15 protein-coding genes are annotated in these 20,783 nt (G+C 66.7%); 12 read left to right on the top strand and 3 right to left on the bottom strand.

The window, feature by feature from the left end; all coding sequences use genetic code 11:
• Positions 1 to 4: 4 nt before the first annotated feature.
• Both OXS49_RS14390 and OXS49_RS14385 read left to right on the top strand, forming a co-directional pair.
• Positions 5 to 1,228 carry an O-antigen ligase family protein gene (locus OXS49_RS14390; protein ID WP_244007962.1) on the top strand — a complete coding sequence of 408 codons (1,224 nt, stop codon included), beginning with the start codon at positions 5 to 7 and terminating at the stop codon, positions 1,226 to 1,228.
• Positions 1,229 to 1,599: 371 nt separating this feature from the next.
• Positions 1,600 to 3,189 (top strand): EAL domain-containing protein, encoded by a 1,590-nt coding sequence (locus OXS49_RS14385; RefSeq protein WP_244007964.1) that lies wholly within the window; start codon positions 1,600 to 1,602, stop codon positions 3,187 to 3,189.
• Between the two features lie 31 nt (positions 3,190 to 3,220).
• On the opposite strand, the gene OXS49_RS14380 is transcribed toward OXS49_RS14385, so the two are convergent.
• Positions 3,221 to 4,123 carry an MBL fold metallo-hydrolase gene (locus OXS49_RS14380; protein WP_244007966.1) on the bottom strand — a complete coding sequence of 301 codons (903 nt, stop codon included), beginning with the start codon at positions 4,121 to 4,123 and terminating at the stop codon, positions 3,221 to 3,223.
• Between the two features lie 190 nt (positions 4,124 to 4,313).
• Here OXS49_RS14380 and OXS49_RS14375 point away from each other — a divergent pair, with 190 nt between their 5' ends.
• The 10 genes from OXS49_RS14375 (at position 4,314) to glmS (ending at position 16,643) form a co-directional block, all read left to right on the top strand.
• Positions 4,314 to 4,979, top strand: a complete 666-nt coding sequence (locus tag OXS49_RS14375) for an SCO family protein (protein WP_244007968.1) — start codon at positions 4,314 to 4,316, stop codon at positions 4,977 to 4,979.
• An 88-nt stretch (positions 4,980 to 5,067) separates the two neighbouring features.
• Positions 5,068 to 6,654: a glucan biosynthesis protein gene (locus OXS49_RS14370; RefSeq protein WP_267425113.1), complete on the top strand. Its 1,587-nt coding sequence runs from the start codon at positions 5,068 to 5,070 to the stop codon at positions 6,652 to 6,654.
• A 103-nt stretch (positions 6,655 to 6,757) separates the two neighbouring features.
• Positions 6,758 to 6,988 (top strand): hypothetical protein, encoded by a 231-nt coding sequence (locus tag OXS49_RS14365; RefSeq protein WP_267425111.1) that lies wholly within the window; start codon positions 6,758 to 6,760, stop codon positions 6,986 to 6,988.
• 4 nt (positions 6,989 to 6,992) lie between these two features.
• On the top strand, positions 6,993 to 7,355 hold the full coding sequence (locus tag OXS49_RS14360) for a hypothetical protein (protein WP_244007975.1): 363 nt from the start codon (positions 6,993 to 6,995) through the stop codon (positions 7,353 to 7,355).
• 638 nt (positions 7,356 to 7,993) lie between these two features.
• The gene (gene rpoN / locus OXS49_RS14355) at positions 7,994 to 9,565 is read left to right on the top strand and encodes an RNA polymerase factor sigma-54 (protein ID WP_267425110.1); all 1,572 of its coding nucleotides are present in this window, start codon (positions 7,994 to 7,996) and stop codon (positions 9,563 to 9,565) included.
• 73 nt (positions 9,566 to 9,638) lie between these two features.
• Positions 9,639 to 11,015 carry a bifunctional UDP-N-acetylglucosamine diphosphorylase/glucosamine-1-phosphate N-acetyltransferase GlmU gene (gene glmU, locus OXS49_RS14350; RefSeq protein WP_267425109.1) on the top strand — a complete coding sequence of 459 codons (1,377 nt, stop codon included), beginning with the start codon at positions 9,639 to 9,641 and terminating at the stop codon, positions 11,013 to 11,015.
• A 529-nt stretch (positions 11,016 to 11,544) separates the two neighbouring features.
• Positions 11,545 to 12,717 carry a zinc-dependent alcohol dehydrogenase gene (locus OXS49_RS14345; protein ID WP_244007981.1) on the top strand — a complete coding sequence of 391 codons (1,173 nt, stop codon included), beginning with the start codon at positions 11,545 to 11,547 and terminating at the stop codon, positions 12,715 to 12,717.
• A gap of 72 nt (positions 12,718 to 12,789) precedes the next feature.
• On the top strand, positions 12,790 to 13,395 hold the full coding sequence (locus OXS49_RS14340; RefSeq protein WP_267425105.1) for a cyclase dehydrase: 606 nt from the start codon (positions 12,790 to 12,792) through the stop codon (positions 13,393 to 13,395).
• Between the two features lie 330 nt (positions 13,396 to 13,725).
• On the top strand, positions 13,726 to 14,658 hold the full coding sequence (locus OXS49_RS14335) for a bile acid:sodium symporter family protein (RefSeq protein ID WP_267425103.1): 933 nt from the start codon (positions 13,726 to 13,728) through the stop codon (positions 14,656 to 14,658).
• 158 nt (positions 14,659 to 14,816) lie between these two features.
• Positions 14,817 to 16,643 carry a glutamine--fructose-6-phosphate transaminase (isomerizing) gene (gene glmS, locus OXS49_RS14330; RefSeq protein ID WP_267425101.1) on the top strand — a complete coding sequence of 609 codons (1,827 nt, stop codon included), beginning with the start codon at positions 14,817 to 14,819 and terminating at the stop codon, positions 16,641 to 16,643.
• Positions 16,644 to 16,869: 226 nt separating this feature from the next.
• Here glmS and OXS49_RS14325 read toward each other — a convergent pair whose 3' ends face one another.
• Both OXS49_RS14325 and OXS49_RS14320 read right to left on the bottom strand, forming a co-directional pair.
• Positions 16,870 to 18,273: a hypothetical protein gene (locus OXS49_RS14325; RefSeq protein WP_267425100.1), complete on the bottom strand. Its 1,404-nt coding sequence runs from the start codon at positions 18,271 to 18,273 to the stop codon at positions 16,870 to 16,872.
• Positions 18,266 to 19,276 (bottom strand): nucleoid-associated protein, encoded by a 1,011-nt coding sequence (locus OXS49_RS14320; RefSeq protein ID WP_267425099.1) that lies wholly within the window; start codon positions 19,274 to 19,276, stop codon positions 18,266 to 18,268. The genes OXS49_RS14325 and OXS49_RS14320 overlap by 8 nt, the downstream gene beginning before the upstream one ends.
• Positions 19,277 to 20,783 lie beyond the last annotated feature (1,507 nt).

Below are 20,783 nucleotides of genomic sequence, written 5' to 3'. Positions count from 1 at the left end.
ACCGATGGCAGCGACGATCCCGGCGGTCTCCGTCGGGTCGCAGCGCGCCGCCGTCTTCCTGCTCGGAGCGGCGCTGCAGTTCAACGTGCTGACGTCGAGCTTCGGGCTGCCGTTCCAGCGCCTGTCCGACCTGATGCCGTTCCTGCTCATCCCCTGGCTGGGGCTGCGCCGGCCCGTCATCACGGAGGCGCTCCGCAGCATCGCGCCCCTCGGTGCGGTCCTCGCCCTGGTCGGCGTCTCCATGCTCCTCAAGGCGCACAAGCAGGCAGGCGACGTCTACCTGACGCTCATCCTGCTGCTCTACGTCGTGCAGGCCTTCATCCTGCTGGTCCTGTTCCGGGATCATCGCGTCGAGGACGCCTTCTGCGCCGGCCTGCTCGCGGGCCTGCTGGCGTCCCTGGCGATCCTGCTGCTCGCATCCTCGGGGGTGCCTCTGGAACGCTTCGGCCTCGCCGTGCCGACCGATGGCCTCGACGAGGAATTGAAGCTGTTCGTCGAGGACAAGCAGGGCGGCCTCTGGGCTTCGGGCAACGAGACCGGCCATGTCTTCGCGCTGGGCGGCGTCGCGGCGCTGATCCTGAGCCTGCGCTACCGGCTCAAGGCGATCTACGTCCTCTACTTCGTCGCCCTGATGGCGAGCTTCCCGCTGACCAACAACCGGGCCGGCCTGTTCATGCCGCTCATCGTCTTCGCCCTGCTGATGCGGCGCAACCTCAAGGCTTCGATGGTCCTGGGCGTGCTCGGCGTGCTGGCGATCCTCTTGGTTGGATGGTCGCTGACGGGGGAGATCCCGCTGCCCAACGCGTTGGCGCAGGCGATCGAGAAGCGGTTCGCCGACGATCACAACGTGTCAGAAAATTTCGACGAGCGGTTCCTCTCCGGCATCACGGCTCTGCGCCTCGTCGTCGCCTATCCGTTCGGCGTCGGCGAGATCGCCCGTCGGGAGGAGCTGAAGGCGCTGACCGGCCTCGTGACCCCGCATAACGGATTCGTCTCGCTGGCCCTCCAGAACGGTATCGCCGTCGCCCTGCTGCTGATCGCCGGACTGGTGCGGATCCTGTCGGCGCCGGGGCGGTTCGGACCGTTCCTGTTCTACAGCGCCCTATTCCTCATCCCGTCGATGATGTTCGAAGAACTCTCGGTCAATCAATACTTCCTGTTCTTCATGGCGTTCATTCTGGCCTCGCTCGCCCGCTCGCCCGAGGCGGTAGGCCCCCAGGCCCGGTGACGGGCCGGCGCCGGTCCGGAGCGAGTTTCACGCTCGTGAAGCGTCCAGGGGACCGGATAAGCCATGTTCTACCCGGATCTGCGAAGACGGGTCCGCTTGACGGTCGCGTCGGCGGCGGCTGTGCGGCCGTCACACCGGAGCCACGACCCCGCTTTGGCGCCGAGATAGGGGCCAGGCTGGCAACAGGCGCCGAAGCCAAGCTTCAAGGCCAAGCCTCACGCTTACGCGGTGGCGAACGAGACTCGGTTCATCCCCCATCTCCGGCAATGCCGACCATCGTTAATTGGCAGCCACGACTTAGTGAGGACTGGATTCACAGCCTTTTAGCACTTTTCGTGCTCTTGTAATGCGTCGGAGATTGGGCGCAAAACATGCCGAGCGAAACGTCGAACGCGTGGGGCCGGGGCGAGCTGTACGAGACACTGTGCCTGCTGATCATCGGCGCCGGCATCTGGTTCGTCGGCGTCAACCTCGGGACCTTCGACTCCCTCAGCAGACTCATCTCTGACTATCAGCTCAACGACCTGCTGATGCTGGCTGCCTGCATGGGCGTGGCCATGTGCGGCGCGGCCGTTCGCAAGTCGATCCTGCTGCGCCGTTTGATGCTGGAGCGCGACGCGTCGGCCGCGCAGGCCGAAGCGATCGCCCGGCACGACGGGCTCACGGGTCTCGCCAACCGGCGCCGGTTCATCGACGCGGTGGCACGGGCGCATGCTAAGGTCAGCACCGAGCCGACCGCGGCCGTCCTGCTGATCGATCTCGACCGGTTCAAGCCGGTCAACGACCTCTATAGCCATGCTGCCGGCAACGCCGTCCTGTGCGCCGTGGCCGAGCGCCTGAATCAGCTCCTGCCCGCCGGCGGCGTGGCCGCCCGGCTCGGCGGCGACGAGTTCGCCATGCTGGTTCCGGTCGAGCACGGCAGCGAAGGGCTGACGCGCCTCGCCCAGGCGGTGATCACCGCCATCTCCGAGCCGGTCTCGTGGAACCAGAACGACCTCAAGGTCGGCGCCACGGTCGGGGTCGCCATCGTGGCCGCGGAGCATGCGGATTCCGATGCGGTGCTGCACGCGGCGGATCTCGCCATGTATCAGGGCAAGAAGGACGGACGCGGCAATTATCGCTTCTTCCGCAGCACCATGGACGAGGAACTGCGTGCCCGCGCCCGGACCGAGGCGGAGCTGCGCGTCGCGATCGAGACGGGGGCGATCGAGCCCTTCTACCAGCCCGTGGTTTCGCTGCCCGGCAAGGACATCGTCGGCGTCGAGGTGCTGGCCCGGTGGCGCCATCCGGTCCGCGGCCTGATCGCGCCCTCGGAATTCATCTCCGTTGCCGAGGAGACCGGGATGATCGCCGATCTCAGCTACAACCTGATCCGCCGCGCCTGCCTCGACGCCCGAGCTTGGCCGTCCCATCTGGTCCTGGCGGTGAACATCGCGCCTCACCAGTTCCAGGACGCGTGGCTGGCCCAGCGCATCCTGGCGATCCTGACCGAGACAGGCTTCCCGCCGCAGCGGCTGGAAGTCGAGATCACGGAGAGCGCCCTGATCCAGGATCTGGAGGCGACGCGCGCGACGCTCCTGTCGCTGCGGCAGCTCGGCGTGCGCATCGCGCTGGACGATTTCGGCACCGGCTATTCGAGCCTCTACCATCTGCGCGAGCTGAAGTTCGACAAGCTGAAGATTGATCGGAGCTACGTCGACGCCATCACGATGAGCGACGAGCGCGCCAAGCTCGTCGACGCCATCATCAAGCTCGGCACCAGCCTCGGCCTCACCACGACGGCGGAGGGCATCGAGACCGATGCGAGCCTGGACTGGCTCTCGGACCAGGGCTGCCATTTCGGCCAGGGCTACCTGTTCGGTCGCGCGATGCCGAAATCCGAGATGGACGACATCCTGTGCCCGGCCAACGAGTCGTCCTACGCGCCGCCCGCAGCCGAGGAACTGGCGCGGGCGTCCTGAGCGCGGGGCAGGGCGGCGTACGGGAACGCGCTCACCGCTCGTCCCTGTAGGCCGAGCCGTCCTCGGCGCGCAGGGGCGCCACGACGAAGCGCCCGTGCTTCGGGACCGCCACGCGGTCGAAATCCGCCGCCAAGACATTCAGGGCGCGTCGCATCTCCGACCCCTGGAGAGGACGGCCGTGGCCGGTGATCACCCGCTCGGGTTCGAGGGCGGCGAGCGCCCGCACGGAGGTGCGCGCCGCGTCCCAGTCGATCGTCAGGTACATCGGCGGGCCGTGCAGCTCCGGCTCCTGAAGCGCCACCGCGTAGGCCGATTCCTGGGCCACCGTCACGAAGGCATCGCCCGCGATCAGCGTGCGATCCGCCGCGCGCCAGAGCGAGATATGCCCCGGCGCATGGCCCGGCGTATGAAGCCAGCGCCAGCCCGGCAGGGGCGGGACCGAGCCATCCTCCGGCAGGGACTTCAATCGTCCGGAGACGTCCACCGGCCGGGTCGGGTAGAGCGGCGAGAGGCGGCCGAGCAGCCCGCCTCCGACGCTCGGATCGGGCGTGGGGTAGGAGGCGCTGCCGTCGAGATAGGGCCGTTCCAGCGCGTGCGCGTAGACCGGGACATCCCATTCGGAGGCCAGATCCTCCAGCACGCCGACATGATCGAAGTGGCCGTGGGTCAGCACGATGGCGGCGGGGCGCGCACCGGCGCCGAAGCGTGCCTCGGCGGCCGACAGGATGGCGCGCTTGCCACCCATCACGCCGGCGTCGACCAAGACCCAGCCGCGATCCCCCGCGCCGGGATCGCCGACGAACACCACGTTCACGAGGACGAGGCGCCGATAGGCGACGTCGTCGGTGAGCGCGTGCGTTTCATCGTCCCGCTCGGCGTCGCGCCGCGGATCATCGGCCCTGGCTTCCGGGTCGACGGGGATTTGCTGGGCCATGGCGGCGGCTCCTGCCTCGGAGGGGAAGGGGAAAGCTGCGGGCGGAGGCCGGCAGAGCGGCGGCACCGGCTCTCGACCGGGCAACCGGCCGCCCCTATGGGTGTTCCCCCGGTTGCGACCCCGCGCAGCATCGCGCCGATCGACGGCGACCCCATATGACGGGCATCGACGCGCCGTCGTAGGTCATAGCATGGCACCGAGTCCGATCGCCCTCATCGCTTCCGCTGCTCTGATCGGCCTCGTCGCCGCCGGAACCGGGGCGATCGTCGCCCAGCAGGGCTCGCGGTTCAGCCATCCGCGCAGGGTCGGCGGGACCTTCGTCATGGCGGATCTCGACGGCAATCCGGTCAGCCAGGCCGACCTCCTCGGCAAGCCGACCGCCCTGTTCTTCGGCTTCACCCATTGTCCGGAGGTCTGCCCGACCACGCTCGCCACCCTGTCGGGGGCGCTCGGCCGGATGGGGCGGGACGCGGACAGGATCAACGTGGTGTTCGTCACCCTGGACCCGGAGCGCGACACGCCCGAGTCGCTGCGGGACTATCTCGTCTCGTTCGATCCCCGCATCCGCGGCTTCGTCGGCACGCCGGATCAGGTCGCCCGCATGGCCGATGCCTACCACGTCGCCTACCGTCGCGTGCCGACGAAGGATGGCGACTACACGATGGAGCACTCGGCCACCGTCGCGCTGTTCGACAAGACCGGCCGCATGGTCGGGGAGATCGGCTACGGCGAGGACGAGAATCGGGCGCTGTCCAAGCTGATCACCCTGGCGCTGCCCGGGCAGTGTGCCCCCGGCGGCGGCGCCGAACTCTGGTCGACGGACGGCCCCACGGGCACCTGCGGGCCGCGGAGCTGAGCTGCATCAGGGAAATTGCGCCGCCGCTCCGGGCTGGATAGAGGGCGGCATCGCCCCCGTGGCCCGGCCGAATCTCCGAGGCTCTCGCTTGATCACGCGTCGCGTCCTGACCGCCCTCGGGCTCCTGGCCCTTGCGCCGTTCCCGAAGCCCGCGCTCGCCGCCGCCGGACCGCGGCTGGGCCCGCCCGAGCCGATGGATCTCGACCGGCTGAAGGCTCTCGCCCGCAGCCTGCGCGACCGGCCCTACAGCCCGCCGCCGGAGGCGCCCGCCTCCAAGGCGCTCGACGCCCTGACGTACGGGCCGCTGCAGGAGATCCGCTACCCGCCGGCCCACGCGCTCTACGCCGACAGCGCCTATCCGGTGACCTTCTTCCACCTCGGAAACTTCTTCCGGCACCCGGTGCAGATCTACGCGCTCGAAGGCGGGCAGGCCCGCCCGGTGCTCTACAGCCACGACCTGTTCAGCTACCTGCCCGGCAACCCCGCCAAGGACGTGCCGGACGGCGCCGGCTTCGCGGGCTTCCGCTACCAGAAGTTCCCGGCCGGCCAGCCGGGCGACGACGGGGACTGGCTGGCTTTCCTCGGCGCGTCCTACTTCCGCGCCGCAGGCGACGGGGCGCAGTACGGCGCCTCGGCCCGGGGCATCGCCATCGACACGGCGCCCGGCCCGGGCAAGACCGAGGAGTTCCCGGTCTTCACCCGGTTCTACGTGAGCCCGGCCGCCGACGGGGCTGTCACGGTGCTCGCCCTGCTGGAGGGGCAGAGCCTGACCGGCGCCTACCATTTCGTCGCCCGCAAGGAGCCCCACGTCGTCATCGACGTCGCCTGCACGCTCTACATGCGCCGGAGCGTGGAGCGGTTCGGCGTGGCGCCGCTGACCTCGATGCTCTGGTACTCGGAGGGGATCAGCCGGTTCGTCGCCAGCGACTGGCGGCCGGAGGTGCACGATTCCGACGGGCTGCTGATGCAGACCGGGGCCGGGGAGCTGATCTGGCGCCCGCTCAACAACCCGCCGCGCCTGAGTGTCAGCGCCTTCGCGGACCGGTCGCCCAAGGGCTTCGGCCTGCTCCAGCGCGACCGGGTGTTCGACCACTATATCGACGACGGGTTCGAGGAGAACCGGCCGGACATCTGGGTCGAACCGCAGGGGGATTGGGGACAGGGCAGCGTGCAGCTCGTCGAAATCCCGACCCACCAGGAGACCGACGACAACATTGGCGCCATGTGGGTGCCGGCCGATCCGCCGAAGGCCGGGGACGAGCGCAGCTTCGCCTACCGTCTGCGCTGGACCGTGCAGGAACCGGTCGCGACCGATCTCGCCCGCTGCGTCGCCACGCGGGCGATGAAGGCCTCATGGCTCGCCGAGTCCGACCGCCGCCCGGGCCGGGCCAACCTCGGGCGGCAATTCGTGCTGGAATTCGAGGGCGCAGCCCTGGCAGGGCTCGATCCGGAAAAGGCCAGGGTCACGCTGACGCTCTCGCGCGGCAGCGCCGAGGAGGTCGGCGCCACCTGGGCGCCCTACGGCAAGCCGAGCCCCTGGCGGGTCTTCTTCAAGGTCTATGCCGAGGGGCCGGAGCCGGTCGAGATGCGGCTCCAGTTGAAGTCTGGCGACAGGCTGCTCTCCGAAACCTGGGCCTACCGTTACGATCCGGAGGCCCCGGGAACGGTTCTTTAGCCGACCGGCGGTGCGGGCTGCATTGCCGCACCGGGGCGGCCCCCTGTAGAAGCCGGGCACGGGCCGCGACCGCGGTCCGCCCATCGCCGCATCCGAGGCCGTCATGAACGGCGAGCGACCGCCCGGCCCGCACCTGCCCGAGACGCTGACGCGCCTGCTCCGGGCGCCCAAGAACGCGATCTGGCCGACGCCCGAGGATCGCAACCGCCTGCGCCTCGGCCGGCAGCGGCCGCGGCAGCCGAGCCGCGCGATCCTGGGTGTCTGGCTGTTGGCGATCCTCTATAATCTCGTCGGCTTCGCGATCCTCGCGACACTCTGGCGGACGATGCACTGACCCCATGATGCGATACGGCCAACTCCGCGCCTGTGCTGCGCTGTTCCCGCTCGCCCTGACCCTGGGGTCCGCGGCGGCCCAGGCGCCTGGGGACGCCCTCAATGCGGACGCGTCGACCGGCGCCGTGAAAGTCTGTTCGCCGGTTGCGATGCCGCGCTGGCGCTCGATGACCCCGGTCCCCACGACCTGGACCTTCGTCGACTGCATGGCCTTCTCGGGCGAGATGGGCGCGACCCATTTTCAGCTCGGCTGCCTTTTCGCCAACGTCACGCCCCACGCGCAGAAATACGCCTGGGGCGCCATGGTGCAGATCGAGAAGTCGGCTTTGGCGAAGGCGCAGCCGCCTGTTCCGAACTGCGGTTGGTGAACGGCCGCATCTGGCAGCCGTACCCGGCCTCCGCGGGACCGTAGGACCAGCCCGCGTCCTCCAGGGCGATTGCCCCCCAGTGACGGTCGGCCGGCACGCGGATGCGTCGACCGACAGCGCCGAAATCCGTATGCGGGAGAACAAGTGCGGTCGCGATCAGCACCGAGCCGACGGGACGGTCGATCGTTTCTCGATGCGGTCCGCACGGCGCGCAATCAGGCCCGGAGACTCTCGCCGGACGAGACCTGCCGCCGTGAGCTGACGGCCCCGTTCTGCGGCAGCAGTCGGTTCATGCGTGCAGGCGGATCGCGTGTCACGCCGTCACTGCATCCGCGATCAAACGATTTCCGCTGCAATCGAGTGGGGATAACCTCAGCGGAACGGAGCGTTCGACGCCGGAAAAACCGCGCCAAACTTCCTTAAACGAAAGCCTCTAGGGTGCCGGAGACACGGGCGGAACAGTCTGTTCCGCCACGCGCCGAGCCCCGAGACTCATGGCGGCAGCGCCCGGCCGTGCACACGCTTTGACGTTCGGCCGCGATCGGTCTACAGATGAGAAACTAACTCAAGCAAGATTCATGCCGCCACGCACTCGGCGGTGGCCGGCTAACCGCGCTGGAAGGGCATCGGGGCCTCGTATGAGTTTGGTGCAACGGCTGGAAGTGCGTCAGGGCCAGGCCCTGGTGATGACGCCGCAGCTCCTGCAAGCGATCAAACTTCTCCAACTCTCGCAGCTCGACCTCGCCGCCTATGTCGAGGCCGAACTGGAGCGAAACCCCCTCCTCGAACGGGCCGAGCCCGAGCCGACCGGCGCCGGCGAAGCAGCCGAACCGGCCTACGCCGAGGATGGAGCGGGCGACGGCTTCGAGACCGCCGAGCCCGACTCATGGCTGTCGAACGAGCTTAATCCGAGCCGCGGCGAGATCGAGGGCGATTTCGACACGCGCCTCGACAACGTCTTTCCAGACGACGCGCCGCTCCAGGCGCGGGAGATCGGCGGCGGCGACATGCTCTCGCTCACGCCGCCACCCTACGGCAGCAGCGGCGGCAGCTTCGACGCGGAGGCCCCGGATTTCGAAGCCACCCTGACGGCGGAGACCTCCCTGCGGGACTATCTCGCCGGCCAGCTCGATCTCGCCACGCGCAACCCCATGGAGCGGCTGATCGGCGGCTTCCTGATCGATGCGGTGGACGAGGCGGGATACCTGCGCGAAACGGTCGAAGGCGTGGCCGAGCGCCTCGGCGCCGAGCCCGAGACCGTGGCGCGGGTCCTGACCCTGGTACAGGCGTTCGATCCGCCCGGCGTCGCCGCCCGCGACCTGGCCGAATGTCTCACGATCCAGCTGCGCGAGCGCGACCGGTTCGACCCGGCCATGCAGGCGCTGGTCTCGCGCCTCGATCTCGTGGCCAAGCGCGATTTCGCCGGGCTGCGCCGCCTCTGCGGCGTGGACGACGAGGATCTCGTCGACATGCTGGGCGAGATCCGCCGGCTCGATCCGAAGCCCGGCCGGGCGTTCGGCTCGCACGCCGCGGAGGTGCTGATCCCCGACGTGTTCGTGCGCGCGGCGTCGGACGGCTCCTGGCTGGTCGAGCTGAACAGCGAGGCCCTGCCGCGGGTCCTCGTCAACCAGAGCTATTACGCCCGGGTGGTGCGCGGGGCGAACGCCGATGGCGACAAGGCCTTCCTGTCGGAGGCTTTGCAGAACGCCAATTGGCTGACCCGCTCCCTGGAGCAGCGCGCCCGCACGATCCTGAAGGTCGCCACCGAGATCGTCCGCCAGCAGGACGGGTTCTTCGTGTACGGCGTGACGCATCTGCGTCCGCTCAATCTGAAGACGGTGGCGGAGGCGATCGGCATGCACGAATCGACCGTCTCGCGGGTCACCTCCAACAAGGCGATCGGCACCAGCCGCGGCACGCTGGAGATGAAATACTTCTTCACCGCGGCGATCCCGGGGGCCGCCGGCGCGGCGGCTCATTCCTCGGAGGCCGTGCGCCATCGGATCAAGCAACTGGTCGACGGCGAGACGCCGAACGACGTGCTGTCCGACGATGCGCTCGTGCAGAAGCTGCGCGGCGAGGGCGTCGACATCGCCCGGCGAACCGTGGCCAAATATCGGGAATCCCTCCGGATCCCGAGTTCGATCGAACGCCGCCGGGAGCATTTCGCCCACGGCTCGGGCCACCACGCCGCCCTGGCCCTGCGCTGAGCCAACGGCCGGGCTTGCGCGGCGCGCCGGTCCGGCCCATCCGTGGCGCGCCCTGACGACGCCTGGACCCGCGATGACTCCGACCGGAACGCCCCCGCGCAGCCTCACCGCCATCGTGCTCGCGGCCGGGAAGGGCACGCGGATGCGTTCGGATCTGCCGAAGGTGCTCCACCGGATCGCCGGCCGGAGCATGCTCGGCCATGTCCTGGCCGCCGTGCAGGCGGCCGGCGCCGGGCGGATCGCCGTTGTGGCCGAGCCCGGACGCGACGATGTCGCCGCCGAGATCGCGAAGGCCGCCCCCGGCGCGCAGATCTTCCCGCAGGCCGATCGTCTGGGCACCGCCCACGCGGTGCTGGCGGCCCGCGACGTGCTCGCCGATCCCGACGACGACGTGGTCATTGCGTTCGGCGACACGCCGCTCGTCACCGCCGAGACCTTGCTGAGGCTGCGCGCGCCGCTGGCCGAGGGTGCGGCCATCGCGGTTCTGGCCTTCGAGAGCCCGTCGCCCGCTGGGTACGGGCGCGTACTGACCGAGGGTAGCCGGGTCCTGGCGATCCGCGAGGAGAAGGATGCGAGCGCGGCGGAACGGGCCGTCACCCTGTGCAATGCCGGGCTGATGGCGCTGTCCGGGCGGCATGCCCTGTCGCTGCTCACCCGCATCGGCAACGACAACGCCGCGGGCGAATACTACCTGCCGGATGCGGTGGCGCTCGCGGTGGCGGACGGCCTGTCGGTCACCGTCGTGCCGGTGGACGAGTCGGAGGCGCAGGGCGTCAACGACCGGGTGCAGCTCAGCGTCGCCGAAGCGGCGATTCAGGGCCGGCTCCGGCGCAACGCCATGCTGGGCGGCGCCACCCTGATCGCCCCTGAAACGGTGTTCCTGAGCTACGACACGATGCTCGGGCGCGACGTGATGGTGGAGCCCAACGTGGTGTTCGGCCCGGGCGTGCGGATCGGCGACAGCTGCACCGTGCGGTCCTTCGCCCATCTCACCGAGACCGAGCTGAAGGCGGGCGTCCGGATCGGGCCGTTCGTGCGCCTGCGAGGCCATGCGGTGTTGGAGACCGGCGCCGAACTCGGCAACTTCGTCGAGCTGAAGAATGCCCGGATGGGGGCCGGCGCCAAGGCGGCGCACCTGACCTATCTCGGTGACGCCGACATCGGCGCGAAGGCCAATATCGGCGCCGGCACGATCACTTGCAATTACGACGGGGTGCTCAAGCACCGCACCACGATCGGCGCCCAGGCGTTTATCGGCTCGAACGCCGCGCTGGTTGCGCCGGTGACCGTAGGGGAGGGGGCCTACGTGGCGTCCGGCTCGGTCATCACCGACGACGTTCCCGCGGACGCCATGGCGGTCGCCCGCGGCCGGCAGGCGGTGAAGCCCGGCTGGGCCAAGCTGAAGCGGGCGGCGCTGCTCGCCGAGAAGGCCTTGCGCGGGGGGCGTTGAGGCGCGGGGATCCGGGGGCTGCTCCCCAGCGGCTTGATCGTACGGCGGCCGGTTACGACCCAACCCAGCCGTCTGGACTGCTGTCGGCAATTCTCCGAAGCAGCCGTTCGTCAGATCTCCAATGGCTTCGGCTCGGGCGGAAACTGGGCTTGGCCTCTCGTGCTGAGGCGGACGCTCTACTTTTGGCCTTCAACGGCAGCCGCTGGTCGTCGAAGCATGCGCCGAAGCAGGTATCCTCAGCGCTAGCCCGCTTCGAACAGGCCGTCTTCCTTCACAGCACCAGACCAGCTTGGCAGCTATTGGCCATACCCCCTAAATAGTTTTGTCAAATTTGGTTGCCGGCAATTTGTACAACGCGCAAAATCCATTGATGCATGGCATCATGGCCAAGGTGACACGCCGAAGTGAGTGTCATCGAGTTCGGATTTATTGCAGTTCGAACATGAAACTTTCCAAGCCGAAGCTGCTTCCGACAAGTGGAGCTGAAATCCGGGGGTTAGAAAAATTTATACATGTTAGGAGGTGTTCCATGAGAGCGCTGGTTTGGCATGGCACTGAGGACATCCGCTGCGATACGGTCCCGGACCCCAAAATCGAGCATGACCGCGACGCCATCATCAAGGTCACCGCCTGCGCAATCTGCGGCTCGGACCTGCACCTCTACGACCACTTCATGCCCGGCATGGAGAAGGGCGACGTCATGGGCCACGAGTTCATGGGCGAAGTCGTCGAGACCGGCAAAGGCGTCAACGGTGCGCTCAGGAAGGGCGAGCGCATCGTCGTGCCGTTCACAATCATCTGTGGCGAGTGCGACCAGTGTAAGCGCGGCTTCTTCTCGGTCTGCGAACGCTCGAACCGCAACAAGGATATTGCCGACAAAGCCTTCGGGCACACCACCGCAGGACTGTTCGGGTACACTCATCTCACCGGCGGGTATCAGGGCGGGCAGGCCGAGTACGTCCGCGTGCCGTTTGCCGACAAGACGCACATCAAGGTGCCGGAGAACCTGAGCGACGAGCAGGTGCTGTTCCTCGGCGACATCTTTCCCACCGGCTGGCAGGCGGCGGTGCAGGCCGATATCCAGCCAACCGATACGGTCGCGATCTGGGGCGCTGGTCCCGTCGGCCAGATGACGCTGCGCTCCGCGCTGCTGCTCGGGGCGAAGCAGGTGGTCTGCATCGACAGCGTGCCCGAGCGCCTGGAGATGGCGCGCGCTGGCGGTGCGATCACAGTCGACAATAGCCAGGAAAGCACGGTCGAGCGTCTGAACGAACTCACGGGCGGCAAGGGCCCGGAGAAGTGCATCGATGCGGTCGGTATGGAGGCACATTCGCCGCGCGCGCTCGAACATGCCTACGACCGCGTCAAGCAGGCGGTGATGCTGGAGAGCGACCGCGCTTCAGTGCTGCGCGAGATGATCTACGTCTGCCGTCCCGCCGGCATCCTCTCGATCCCGGGCGTTTATGGCGGGCTCATCGACAAGGTGCCGATGGGAGCCCTCATGAACAAGGGACTGACCATCCGCACGGGGCAGACCCACGTGAACCGTTGGACCGACGACCTCGTCAAACGCATCGCCGACGGTCAGATCGACCCCTCCTTCGTCATCACTCACCGGGCCAAGCTCGAACAAGGGCCCGAGATGTACAAGACGTTCCGCGACAAGAGGGACAACTGCATCAAGGTTGTGCTCAGACCCTGAGAGGTTCGGCGGCCCGTCGCGCTACGGCGGGCCTGCTCACTTGGCCATCCCTGCTGCAGCGAGGAAATCAGCATGTCCGAGACCATGTCTCAACGCCGCCGGAGCGGCGCTCCTGATCGCTCAGAGTTGCCGAGCTATCTCGTATCAGATCCGCGCCGAAGGCCGGATCCCACAACCAGAGAACTTGCCCAAGGCTTAGGTTGGTTCTCGATCGGCCTCGGGTTGACGGAAGTGGCGTGCGGCGGCGCCATCGCACGCTGGCTCGGGATGCCGCGCTCAGCAGCAATCATCCAAGCGTACGGCGTGCGCGAGATCCTGCAAGGGGTCGGGATCTTAGGTGCAAGCGATCCAACCCCTTGGATCTCGGCACGCGTGGCCGGGGACGCGCTCGATATCGTCACGGTGCTGCCTGGGTTGGAGGGCCACAACCCCCGAAAGGACAATGTGCTGATCGCTCTGGTGGCTCTGGCCGGCGTCACCGCCGTCGATGTGATCTGTGCACGGAGCCTCTCGGACGCGCCGCTCGCTCCGTCTGAGAAAGTCCGACGCGATTATCGCCGCCGCAGCGGCTTCCGGCGTGGCGCCGAGGCGATGCGGGGCGCGGCACGTGACTTCAAACCGCCGCCCGACATCATCGGCCCAGAGGCTATGCGTCCTTGGGCGCTCACTAACGCCTGAGGTTCGCATGGAAGCGGACGTCCCCGTTGCCCGCCTTAGGCTGGAAGCGCGGGCGGAAACGACGTCCGCTTCATGGCAAAGCCGCTCAGAAGCCGACCGGCTCCAATCCACCCTTAGCGGCCATTCAGCATCCGGCTCAAGCCAACCGTGCGACCGGCCATGCGCTTGTCCGAAAAGACACCCTTCGGTTGGTTACTCAGGGAAACGGCCGACGCGCCGACAGCAGGGAGAGGCTCAAACCAACAGCGATGCCCGCGGGCACGCCTGCGCTTGACGCGCGTCGGCCCAACTGGGACACGGCCGCCGCGTTCCCGGATCCCGACCCGCACGATGCTGCTCAACCGCCTGTTTCCCGTCTGCGCCGTCCTGGCCGCGGCCGTCGCCTATGGCGCGCCGGGCGTATTCCTCCCAGTGCTCCCGCACGTCGCCGCCCTGCTGGCCGTGATCATGTTCGCCCTCGGCGTGACGCTGACGCCCGCGGATTTCGGTCGGATCCTGGCCCGGCCCGCGCCGGTCGCGGCCGGCGTCGTCGTGCATTACCTCGTGATGCCGGCTGCCGCCTGGGCCATCGCCCATGCCCTCGGGATGGGTACGGAGCTCACGACCGGCATGGTGCTGGTCGGCAGCGTCGCCAGCGGCACGAGTTCAACGCTGATGGTCTACATCGCCGGCGGCGATGTCGCCCTGTCGGTGACCATCGCCACGGCCTCGACGCTGGTGGGCCTCGTGGCGACGCCACTCCTGGTGCGCTTCTACGTCGACGCCGCCGTGCCGGTCGATGTGGCGGGGCTGCTGGCCAGCCTCGTGGAGATCGTGGCCGCACCGGTGGCCCTGGGGCTGGCGCTCAACCGACTCGCACCGCGGCTCGTCGGGCGCCTTGAGCGCGCTCTGCCCGCCGTGTCGATGGTCGCCATCCTGCTGATCATCGGCGCCGTCGTGGCCGGGAGCCGGGCGAGCATCGCCGCGGTCGGGCCGCTCGTGCTGCTGGCGGTGGTGCTGCACAACGGCGCTGGCTTGGTCTGCGGCTACTGGAGCGGGCGCCTGCTCGGCTTCGACGAGGGCACCTGCCGTACGCTGGCTCTGGAGGTCGGCATGCAGAATTCCGGCCTCGCGGCGGCCTTGGGCAAGCTCTATTTCTCGCCGCTGGCCGCCCTGCCGGGGGCGGTCTTCTCCGTGTGGCACAACCTGTCGGGCTCGGTCCTGGCCGGTTACTGGTCGAGCCGGAACCCGACCATCGCCGCACGCGGGACCACGCCCTCGTAGCGGGACCGCTGCCGCGACAGCCTCGATTCGGCCGGGGCTGGCCCTGCGCGGCCCTGATCCGGTACAAGCCACGCTCGGCTAAGGCCTGAGCGAACGGCCCGGACCTTGCGCGGCGCGTCCGCGCGCGGCCACCCGGGCGTCAAAGCGAGAGACATCCCATGTGCGGCATCGTCGGCATCGTCGGGCGCGACGCGGTGGCGGGGCAGGTGATCGAAGCCCTCCGGCGGCTCGAGTACCGCGGCTACGATTCCGCCGGCATCGCCACCCTGGAGCACGGCCGCCTGGAGCGGCGCCGGGCCTCGGGCAAGCTCGTCAACCTGGAGGCGCGTCTCGTCCAGGAGCCGCTCGCCGGCACGATCGGCATCGGCCACACCCGCTGGGCCACGCACGGCCGGCCGAACGAGACCAACGCCCATCCGCACGCCACCAAGCGGCTCGCGGTCGTGCACAACGGCATCATCGAGAACTTTCGCGAACTGAAGCAGGAGCTTGAAGCCGACGGCATCGTGTTCGAGACCGAGACCGACACCGAGGTCGTCGCCCAGCTCGTCAGCCGGAACATGGACCGGCGAATGGCACCCGTCGAGGCGGTGGCGGCCGCCCTGCCGCGGCTCCGTGGTGCCTTCGCGCTGGGCTTCATCTTCGCCGGCGAGGAGAATCTGCTGATCGGCGCCCGCCACGGCGCGCCGCTCGCGGTCGGCTTCGGCGAGGGCGAGACCTATCTCGGCTCGGACGCCCTGGCGCTCGCCCCGTTCACCGACGCCATCACGTATCTCGACGAGGGCGACTGGGCGATCCTGACCCGGAACGGCGCCGAGATCCGCGACGCGTCGGGCACCACGGTCGAGCGCCCGCGCCAGAAGATCGCCACGCAGGCCTACCGGATCGACAAGGGCGAGTATCGCCACTTCATGGCCAAGGAGATCCACGAGCAGCCCGAGGTGGTGGGCCGCACGCTGGCCCATTACGTCGACATGGCACAGGGGCGGGTGATGCTGCCCGAGCCGCTGCCCTTCGACTTCGCCAAGCTCAGCCGCATCACCATCACCGCCTGCGGCACCGCCTATTATGCGGGCCTCGTCGCCCGGTACTGGTTCGAGCAGGTGGCGCGGCTGCCGGTCGATATCGACGTCGCCTCGGAGGCCCGCTACCGCGAGGCGCCCCTGGAGCGGGACGGGCTGACTCTGGTGATCTCGCAATCGGGCGAGACCGCCGACACGCTGGCGTCGCTGCGCTACGCGAAATCCCAGGGCCAGCACACGCTGAGCGTGGTCAACGTGCCGACCTCGACCATCGCACGGGAATCCTCCGTCGTGATGCCGACGCTGGCCGGGCCGGAGATCGGCGTCGCTTCAACGAAGGCGTTCTCCTGCCAGCTCACGGTCCTGCTCTGCCTCGCCATCGCGGCCGGCCGGGCACGCGGCACCCTCGACGCGGCGGGCGAGCGGCGCTTGGTCGACGCTCTGATCAAGGCGCCGGGCCTGATGGCGGAGGCGCTGACCCAGGAGAGCGCGATCGAAGGTCTCGCCCGCGAGGTCGCGAAGGCGCGGGACGTGCTCTATCTCGGTCGCGGAACCAGCTACCCGATGGCGCTGGAAGGCGCGCTGAAGCTCAAGGAGATCAGCTACATCCACGCCGAGGGCTATGCGGCGGGCGAGCTGAAGCATGGGCCGATCGCACTGATCGACGAGAGCGTGCCGGTGATCGTGATCGCGCCGCACGACGCGGTGTTCGAGAAAACGGTCTCGAATATGCAGGAGGTCGCCGCCCGCGGCGGCCGGATCGTCTTGATCGGCGACGCCAAGGGCGCGGCGGAGCACGGGCTGGAGACGATGGCGACTTTCACCATGCCGGCGCTCGACGCCACGGTGGCGCCGATCGTCTACGCGGTGCCGATCCAGCTGCTCGCCTACCACACGGCGGTGTTCATGGGGAAAGACGTGGACCAGCCGCGGAATCTGGCCAAGTCGGTAACGGTGGAATAGCCGCGCCTTCGCGCACGCCCTGTTGTGTCCGGCGAATGAAGTTGGGTGAAAAAATAAAGTCGGGTGAAATAATTAGTCGAGTGAAACATGCGAGTAAATAAAGTCGGGTGAAACTGAACCTCTCACAGGGGGCGTCGGCATAGGGCCATTATATCGCCCCCAAAAAGCCGCGCCCCAATCCTGTCCCATGGGTACCAAACGCCCAACGCAAAGCCGTCTGGCTCGATCACCGGCCGGCGTTTCCAGGCGATTCTGGCTGCAGTGACGTTGTCGGAGGAACCTTGGGTGGGTCTGGTGACGGAAATGGCGGTGCTGCGCTAGGAGCCGGGCTTGGCTGAGGTGCCGCCGACTTTTCTTGAAGCTTGTCCGGCACGCCTAGTGTCGGATTTCTTTGGGCAGGCGTCGCGGCCGCCGGGACTGGGGTCGCTGCCGACGCCGAAAGCTCACCCGACCAACAGCTCATGTACGGAACGTTGGTCACTCGATACGCGACGAACGTGGCTACCGCTGCGCCGACGACTGCGAGCACTCCAACAAACCCCAGAAACCGCCGCTGCCATTTTATGCGACCGGCAAGGGTGACGAAGATCGTATCGAACTGATCGCTGACTGCCGCAAAGTCCCGTTGGAACTTGGTTTTTTGGCGCGCGATATCGTCGGAGATGGACGCGAGGGTCGCCCACTGATTTCCGATGGCGATCGCCAAGAGCGCGACGAAGATCCACGCCCCTACGACGACGGCGAAGTTGGTCCAGAACTCGACGCCGCAGGCCGATGCGACTTTCAGCTGCGAGGCGACGATAACAGTCGCGACGGGGATGCCGAGCAATTGGGTTTGGATATCGATGATCGTTTTGTGGATCTTGTTGAGATAATCGATGCGCGCGGCTTCGATCTCGTTGCGGATCTTCGAGTAGGAGAAGCTGGACGCGAACAGCTTGTAGCCGTTGCGGACCTCCTCGTTCACCGCGCCGAGGTTCGCGATGAGGTGTCGAAATCGACCGACAACCGGCTGAGACGCACAGATGCCGATGACCGCTTCGGCGAGGATCGCGAGTTTCTGATCTCTGTGAATTTCGTCGGCGCAGGCATTGAGAATGGCGTCGGCGTCGGAGACGCTCACACGGTCCAAGTCGGCGGCCGTATACGCCAGCGGAACGCTGAACTTGCCATCCTTGATGAAGATCAATTCCCTTTTGGATTGATCGACATAAGCCGCCGCTTCGCCGACGAGCTTCGTGACCTCAAGGACCTTGCGATAGGTCCCCAAGCGCTCGGGGCAGGGGGCGATGTCCGGAGTGATACCGCCGTCGATGACGAAATAAGCGCGTGGCTCTTTGACCCGCGCATCCGGCGTATCCAACAATCCGTCGAAGTCACGAACCAGGGGCCCGAGCGCAGTCCGCGGGGGGCCAACGCGGACTGATACGATTTGGCCAACGCGAAGCGCGTCGACGTCCTCAACCACAGCGATGTCCGCATCGGCGGCGACATCCTGGTCATCTTCGATGAGTTGGATGACCTCCAGGACTTCGGAGGTCGCAATCGACAGCCTTCCCTGATCGCTGTTCTGATCGAAGGCGATATGACGATACAGCAGGGTCAGCTGGTCGAACGTGATCCTAGCCATCTTGGCTGTACTCGGCACGCAACTGCGCTTTGAGATCCTCTGGCAGGCCCGACAACGTGAGGGTGTTGTCCTCAGCGTTGAACCGCACGTTTCCGCGGGTGATCGCGTCTCGGTTGAACTCGATGCTCCAGGTTGGAGTCTTGCCCTTGAATTTGACGAGCGATCCGAGGGCTCGGCGATCGGGCACGAACCCATCGTTGAGGCGAAGATCCGGATTGGCCAGAGCCGTCATGAGCCTCTCGGGATCCTGCGGGCTCAATTCGTTGGCGAGAGCCTCGAAGCTGAGTTCCTCCTGGGCCTTGGCCGACCGCTCGCAGATGGCTTTTGCGCGGGCGAGGAAGTCATCCTTGACCGACGTGTCCATAGCTTCATCGGTGGCGAACGCCATCAAGGCCTGGACGAGATCGGTCGTGTCACGTCGGTTCTCGACCGTGAGATCACAGCCAAGGAACTCCTTGAAGTACTCGGAGACTTCCCGCTTGCCCTTCAGGAAGCCGATGTAGCGCTCCTCGCCACTGTCCCAGCCGGTCATGTTGATGCGGCCCGCGAACCGAAATCCATCCATGTCGAGGTGGCGGACATCGCGAACATCGAGGTCGCTCGTCATCGACGCCCCGAGCTTCTCGTTGACGATCGCGATGAGGAGGTACTGCCGTTCTTCGCGCTCGAATTGGGCGAAGAAGACGTGGCCACCTGTGGCCGCGCCCTTGTAGCCAGCCTGAGCTTTGAGCGTTTCCATCATCTTGTGCGTCAACGTCGTGAAATCGCTGGGCTTGACGTCCAGGTAGGCGCGAAGATGCTTTTTGGTGGGTAGACGATCTTCATCGACCGCGAATTTGCCGTAAGATTTGGAGGTTCGCTTGGCGTAGAGATTAGTCAGGTCGTCGATCACGCGTTGCATGGTCTGAGTAACTTTCAGATCGCTTTTCCCGTGTTTTACGACGAAAGCCCCCTGGGTTTTGGTCAGGTCGTGGATCGCGACGCGGATAATGGTGTTTGTCACCTGTCCTCCCGGCGGCGAATGCGACGACCTCAGGTGTCGTTCACTGCGGCCGAGATTGGCTGGGCGCAAGGACGCTGACAACCCAGACGATACGATCGAGCCCCTGTCTCTCGCTTCTCCCACGTCCAACTCGAACGTGCAGGCGCTGGACCCGCGTTCACGTGACCTCCTATTTACACCTTGAACAAAACAAGAACAAGCGTCGCTTGGCAACTGCGCGCCTGCTACGTAGAGGCGCAGAAGTCTCCTCTGCTGATTGCCAATGCGGATTTTGCAGACGGCGCGTTCCCGGGCCTCAGACTGCGAGGGGGTCGATCGATTTGGCCGTGTCGTCGCGCGCTGATCGAGTACCGAAACCGGTGGCTAAGTCGCAGCATATACTCGGCATTCGCGCTAGACGCTGATGCATTCATCCCCGTTATCCACACCCCCCTTGATCGGGGCCGGCCTCGAGCAGCGTCCGACCTTGATGTAGAACAGAAAGTGAACAGAATGCGCGAAGCCCTCGGCTCCTTCGCATTGGCTGAGAGAGGTCATTCGCGTTCACGGAGGCGGCACAGCGGCGATGAGTGCTATCTGCGAAGTCTGTGGCCGCCGACATATTATCATGGCCAATCCGAGGTTGTGCCTCGCCTGCGCGGTCGGCCTCACTCATCGGTGCCCGGGATGCCAGGAGGTCGTACCCGGATCCGGGAATGCTCCCTATTACCCCTGCACTCGCCGTCGTCTTGCCTGGCTGGCGATCGGGGCGGAAGCCCGAACGATCTCCCACCCGTGGCTCGCCGAATTATTCAGGGCGTTCTGCAAGAGCGGAAGCATCCCGCTTGAGGCTAAGATCGCGGACGATCGGATCGCCCGCGCAGCCGCCGCCTGCCGTCGCATCGCGCTTCACGTTACAGATCCCACGGACCTCGCGATGGAGAGGCAGCCAAGCTGATGCTGTCAGATTGCTCTCCAAGCTGTCGTAGAATGTTGATGCGATCGCGCGGCGCGACCTGCGTTGCACGCGCTGCCCAGATCGATCGGGCCGTCGAGCAGCGAGGCTCGGCAAGTACAAACGATCTCGTGATCAGATTTAGTGTAGAGTGCGGGTTTTCATCTAAAAGTCTTGATCGATCTCGGACTGCTATCAGTACATGGGTCGATGACTTCGTGCTTACTGCGATAGAAAAGCGTTCATGTGGTCCACATACGTGCGGGTTGATCGCCTCAATCGCCGGGTCTAATGTGGCTTGTATCAGGAAGTCCCTGTGCCAGCGGCACGGATATGGGATTGCGACAGGTGTCTTGAATGACTTGAACCCTCTGGCAACGTCCGCCTTTGATCCTGAGTCAAGGAACAGGGACTGTTTATCGCTAAAACCAGTCACTGGATATATCTCCACCTTCCATGATCGATAGTGCCGGCCCAACTGGAAGGTAATGTTCAGCCGATTATTGCTTAAAAAAACGCCTGAATGGCATCGCGCATTAATCTCCGGAAGCCGTATTCATGGGCTCGGGGATG

The sequence above is a fragment of the Methylobacterium sp. GC_Met_2 genome (genome assembly GCF_026540795.1).
In the GTDB taxonomy this organism is placed as follows: domain Bacteria; phylum Pseudomonadota; class Alphaproteobacteria; order Rhizobiales; family Beijerinckiaceae; genus Methylobacterium.
The sequence above is the reverse complement of the archived record's forward strand: the minus strand, read 5'-3'. Positions and strand labels throughout refer to the sequence as shown.

Coding starts and splice junctions, on each gene's coding strand:
- OXS49_RS14360 (WP_244007975.1), top strand. CDS start 6,993: ATGATGCGATACGGCCAACTCCGCGCCTGTGCTGCGCTGTTCCCGCTC.
- OXS49_RS14340 (WP_267425105.1), top strand. CDS start 12,790: ATGTCCGAGACCATGTCTCAACGCCGCCGGAGCGGCGCTCCTGATCGC.
- glmS (WP_267425101.1), top strand. CDS start 14,817: ATGTGCGGCATCGTCGGCATCGTCGGGCGCGACGCGGTGGCGGGGCAG.
- rpoN (WP_267425110.1), top strand. CDS start 7,994: ATGAGTTTGGTGCAACGGCTGGAAGTGCGTCAGGGCCAGGCCCTGGTG.
- OXS49_RS14365 (WP_267425111.1), top strand. CDS start 6,758: ATGAACGGCGAGCGACCGCCCGGCCCGCACCTGCCCGAGACGCTGACG.
- OXS49_RS14380 (WP_244007966.1), bottom strand. CDS start 4,123: ATGGCCCAGCAAATCCCCGTCGACCCGGAAGCCAGGGCCGATGATCCG.
- OXS49_RS14385 (WP_244007964.1), top strand. CDS start 1,600: ATGCCGAGCGAAACGTCGAACGCGTGGGGCCGGGGCGAGCTGTACGAG.
- glmU (WP_267425109.1), top strand. CDS start 9,639: ATGACTCCGACCGGAACGCCCCCGCGCAGCCTCACCGCCATCGTGCTC.
- OXS49_RS14375 (WP_244007968.1), top strand. CDS start 4,314: ATGGCACCGAGTCCGATCGCCCTCATCGCTTCCGCTGCTCTGATCGGC.
- OXS49_RS14390 (WP_244007962.1), top strand. CDS start 5: ATGGCAGCGACGATCCCGGCGGTCTCCGTCGGGTCGCAGCGCGCCGCC.
- OXS49_RS14345 (WP_244007981.1), top strand. CDS start 11,545: ATGAGAGCGCTGGTTTGGCATGGCACTGAGGACATCCGCTGCGATACG.
- OXS49_RS14335 (WP_267425103.1), top strand. CDS start 13,726: ATGCTGCTCAACCGCCTGTTTCCCGTCTGCGCCGTCCTGGCCGCGGCC.
- OXS49_RS14325 (WP_267425100.1), bottom strand. CDS start 18,273: ATGGCTAGGATCACGTTCGACCAGCTGACCCTGCTGTATCGTCATATC.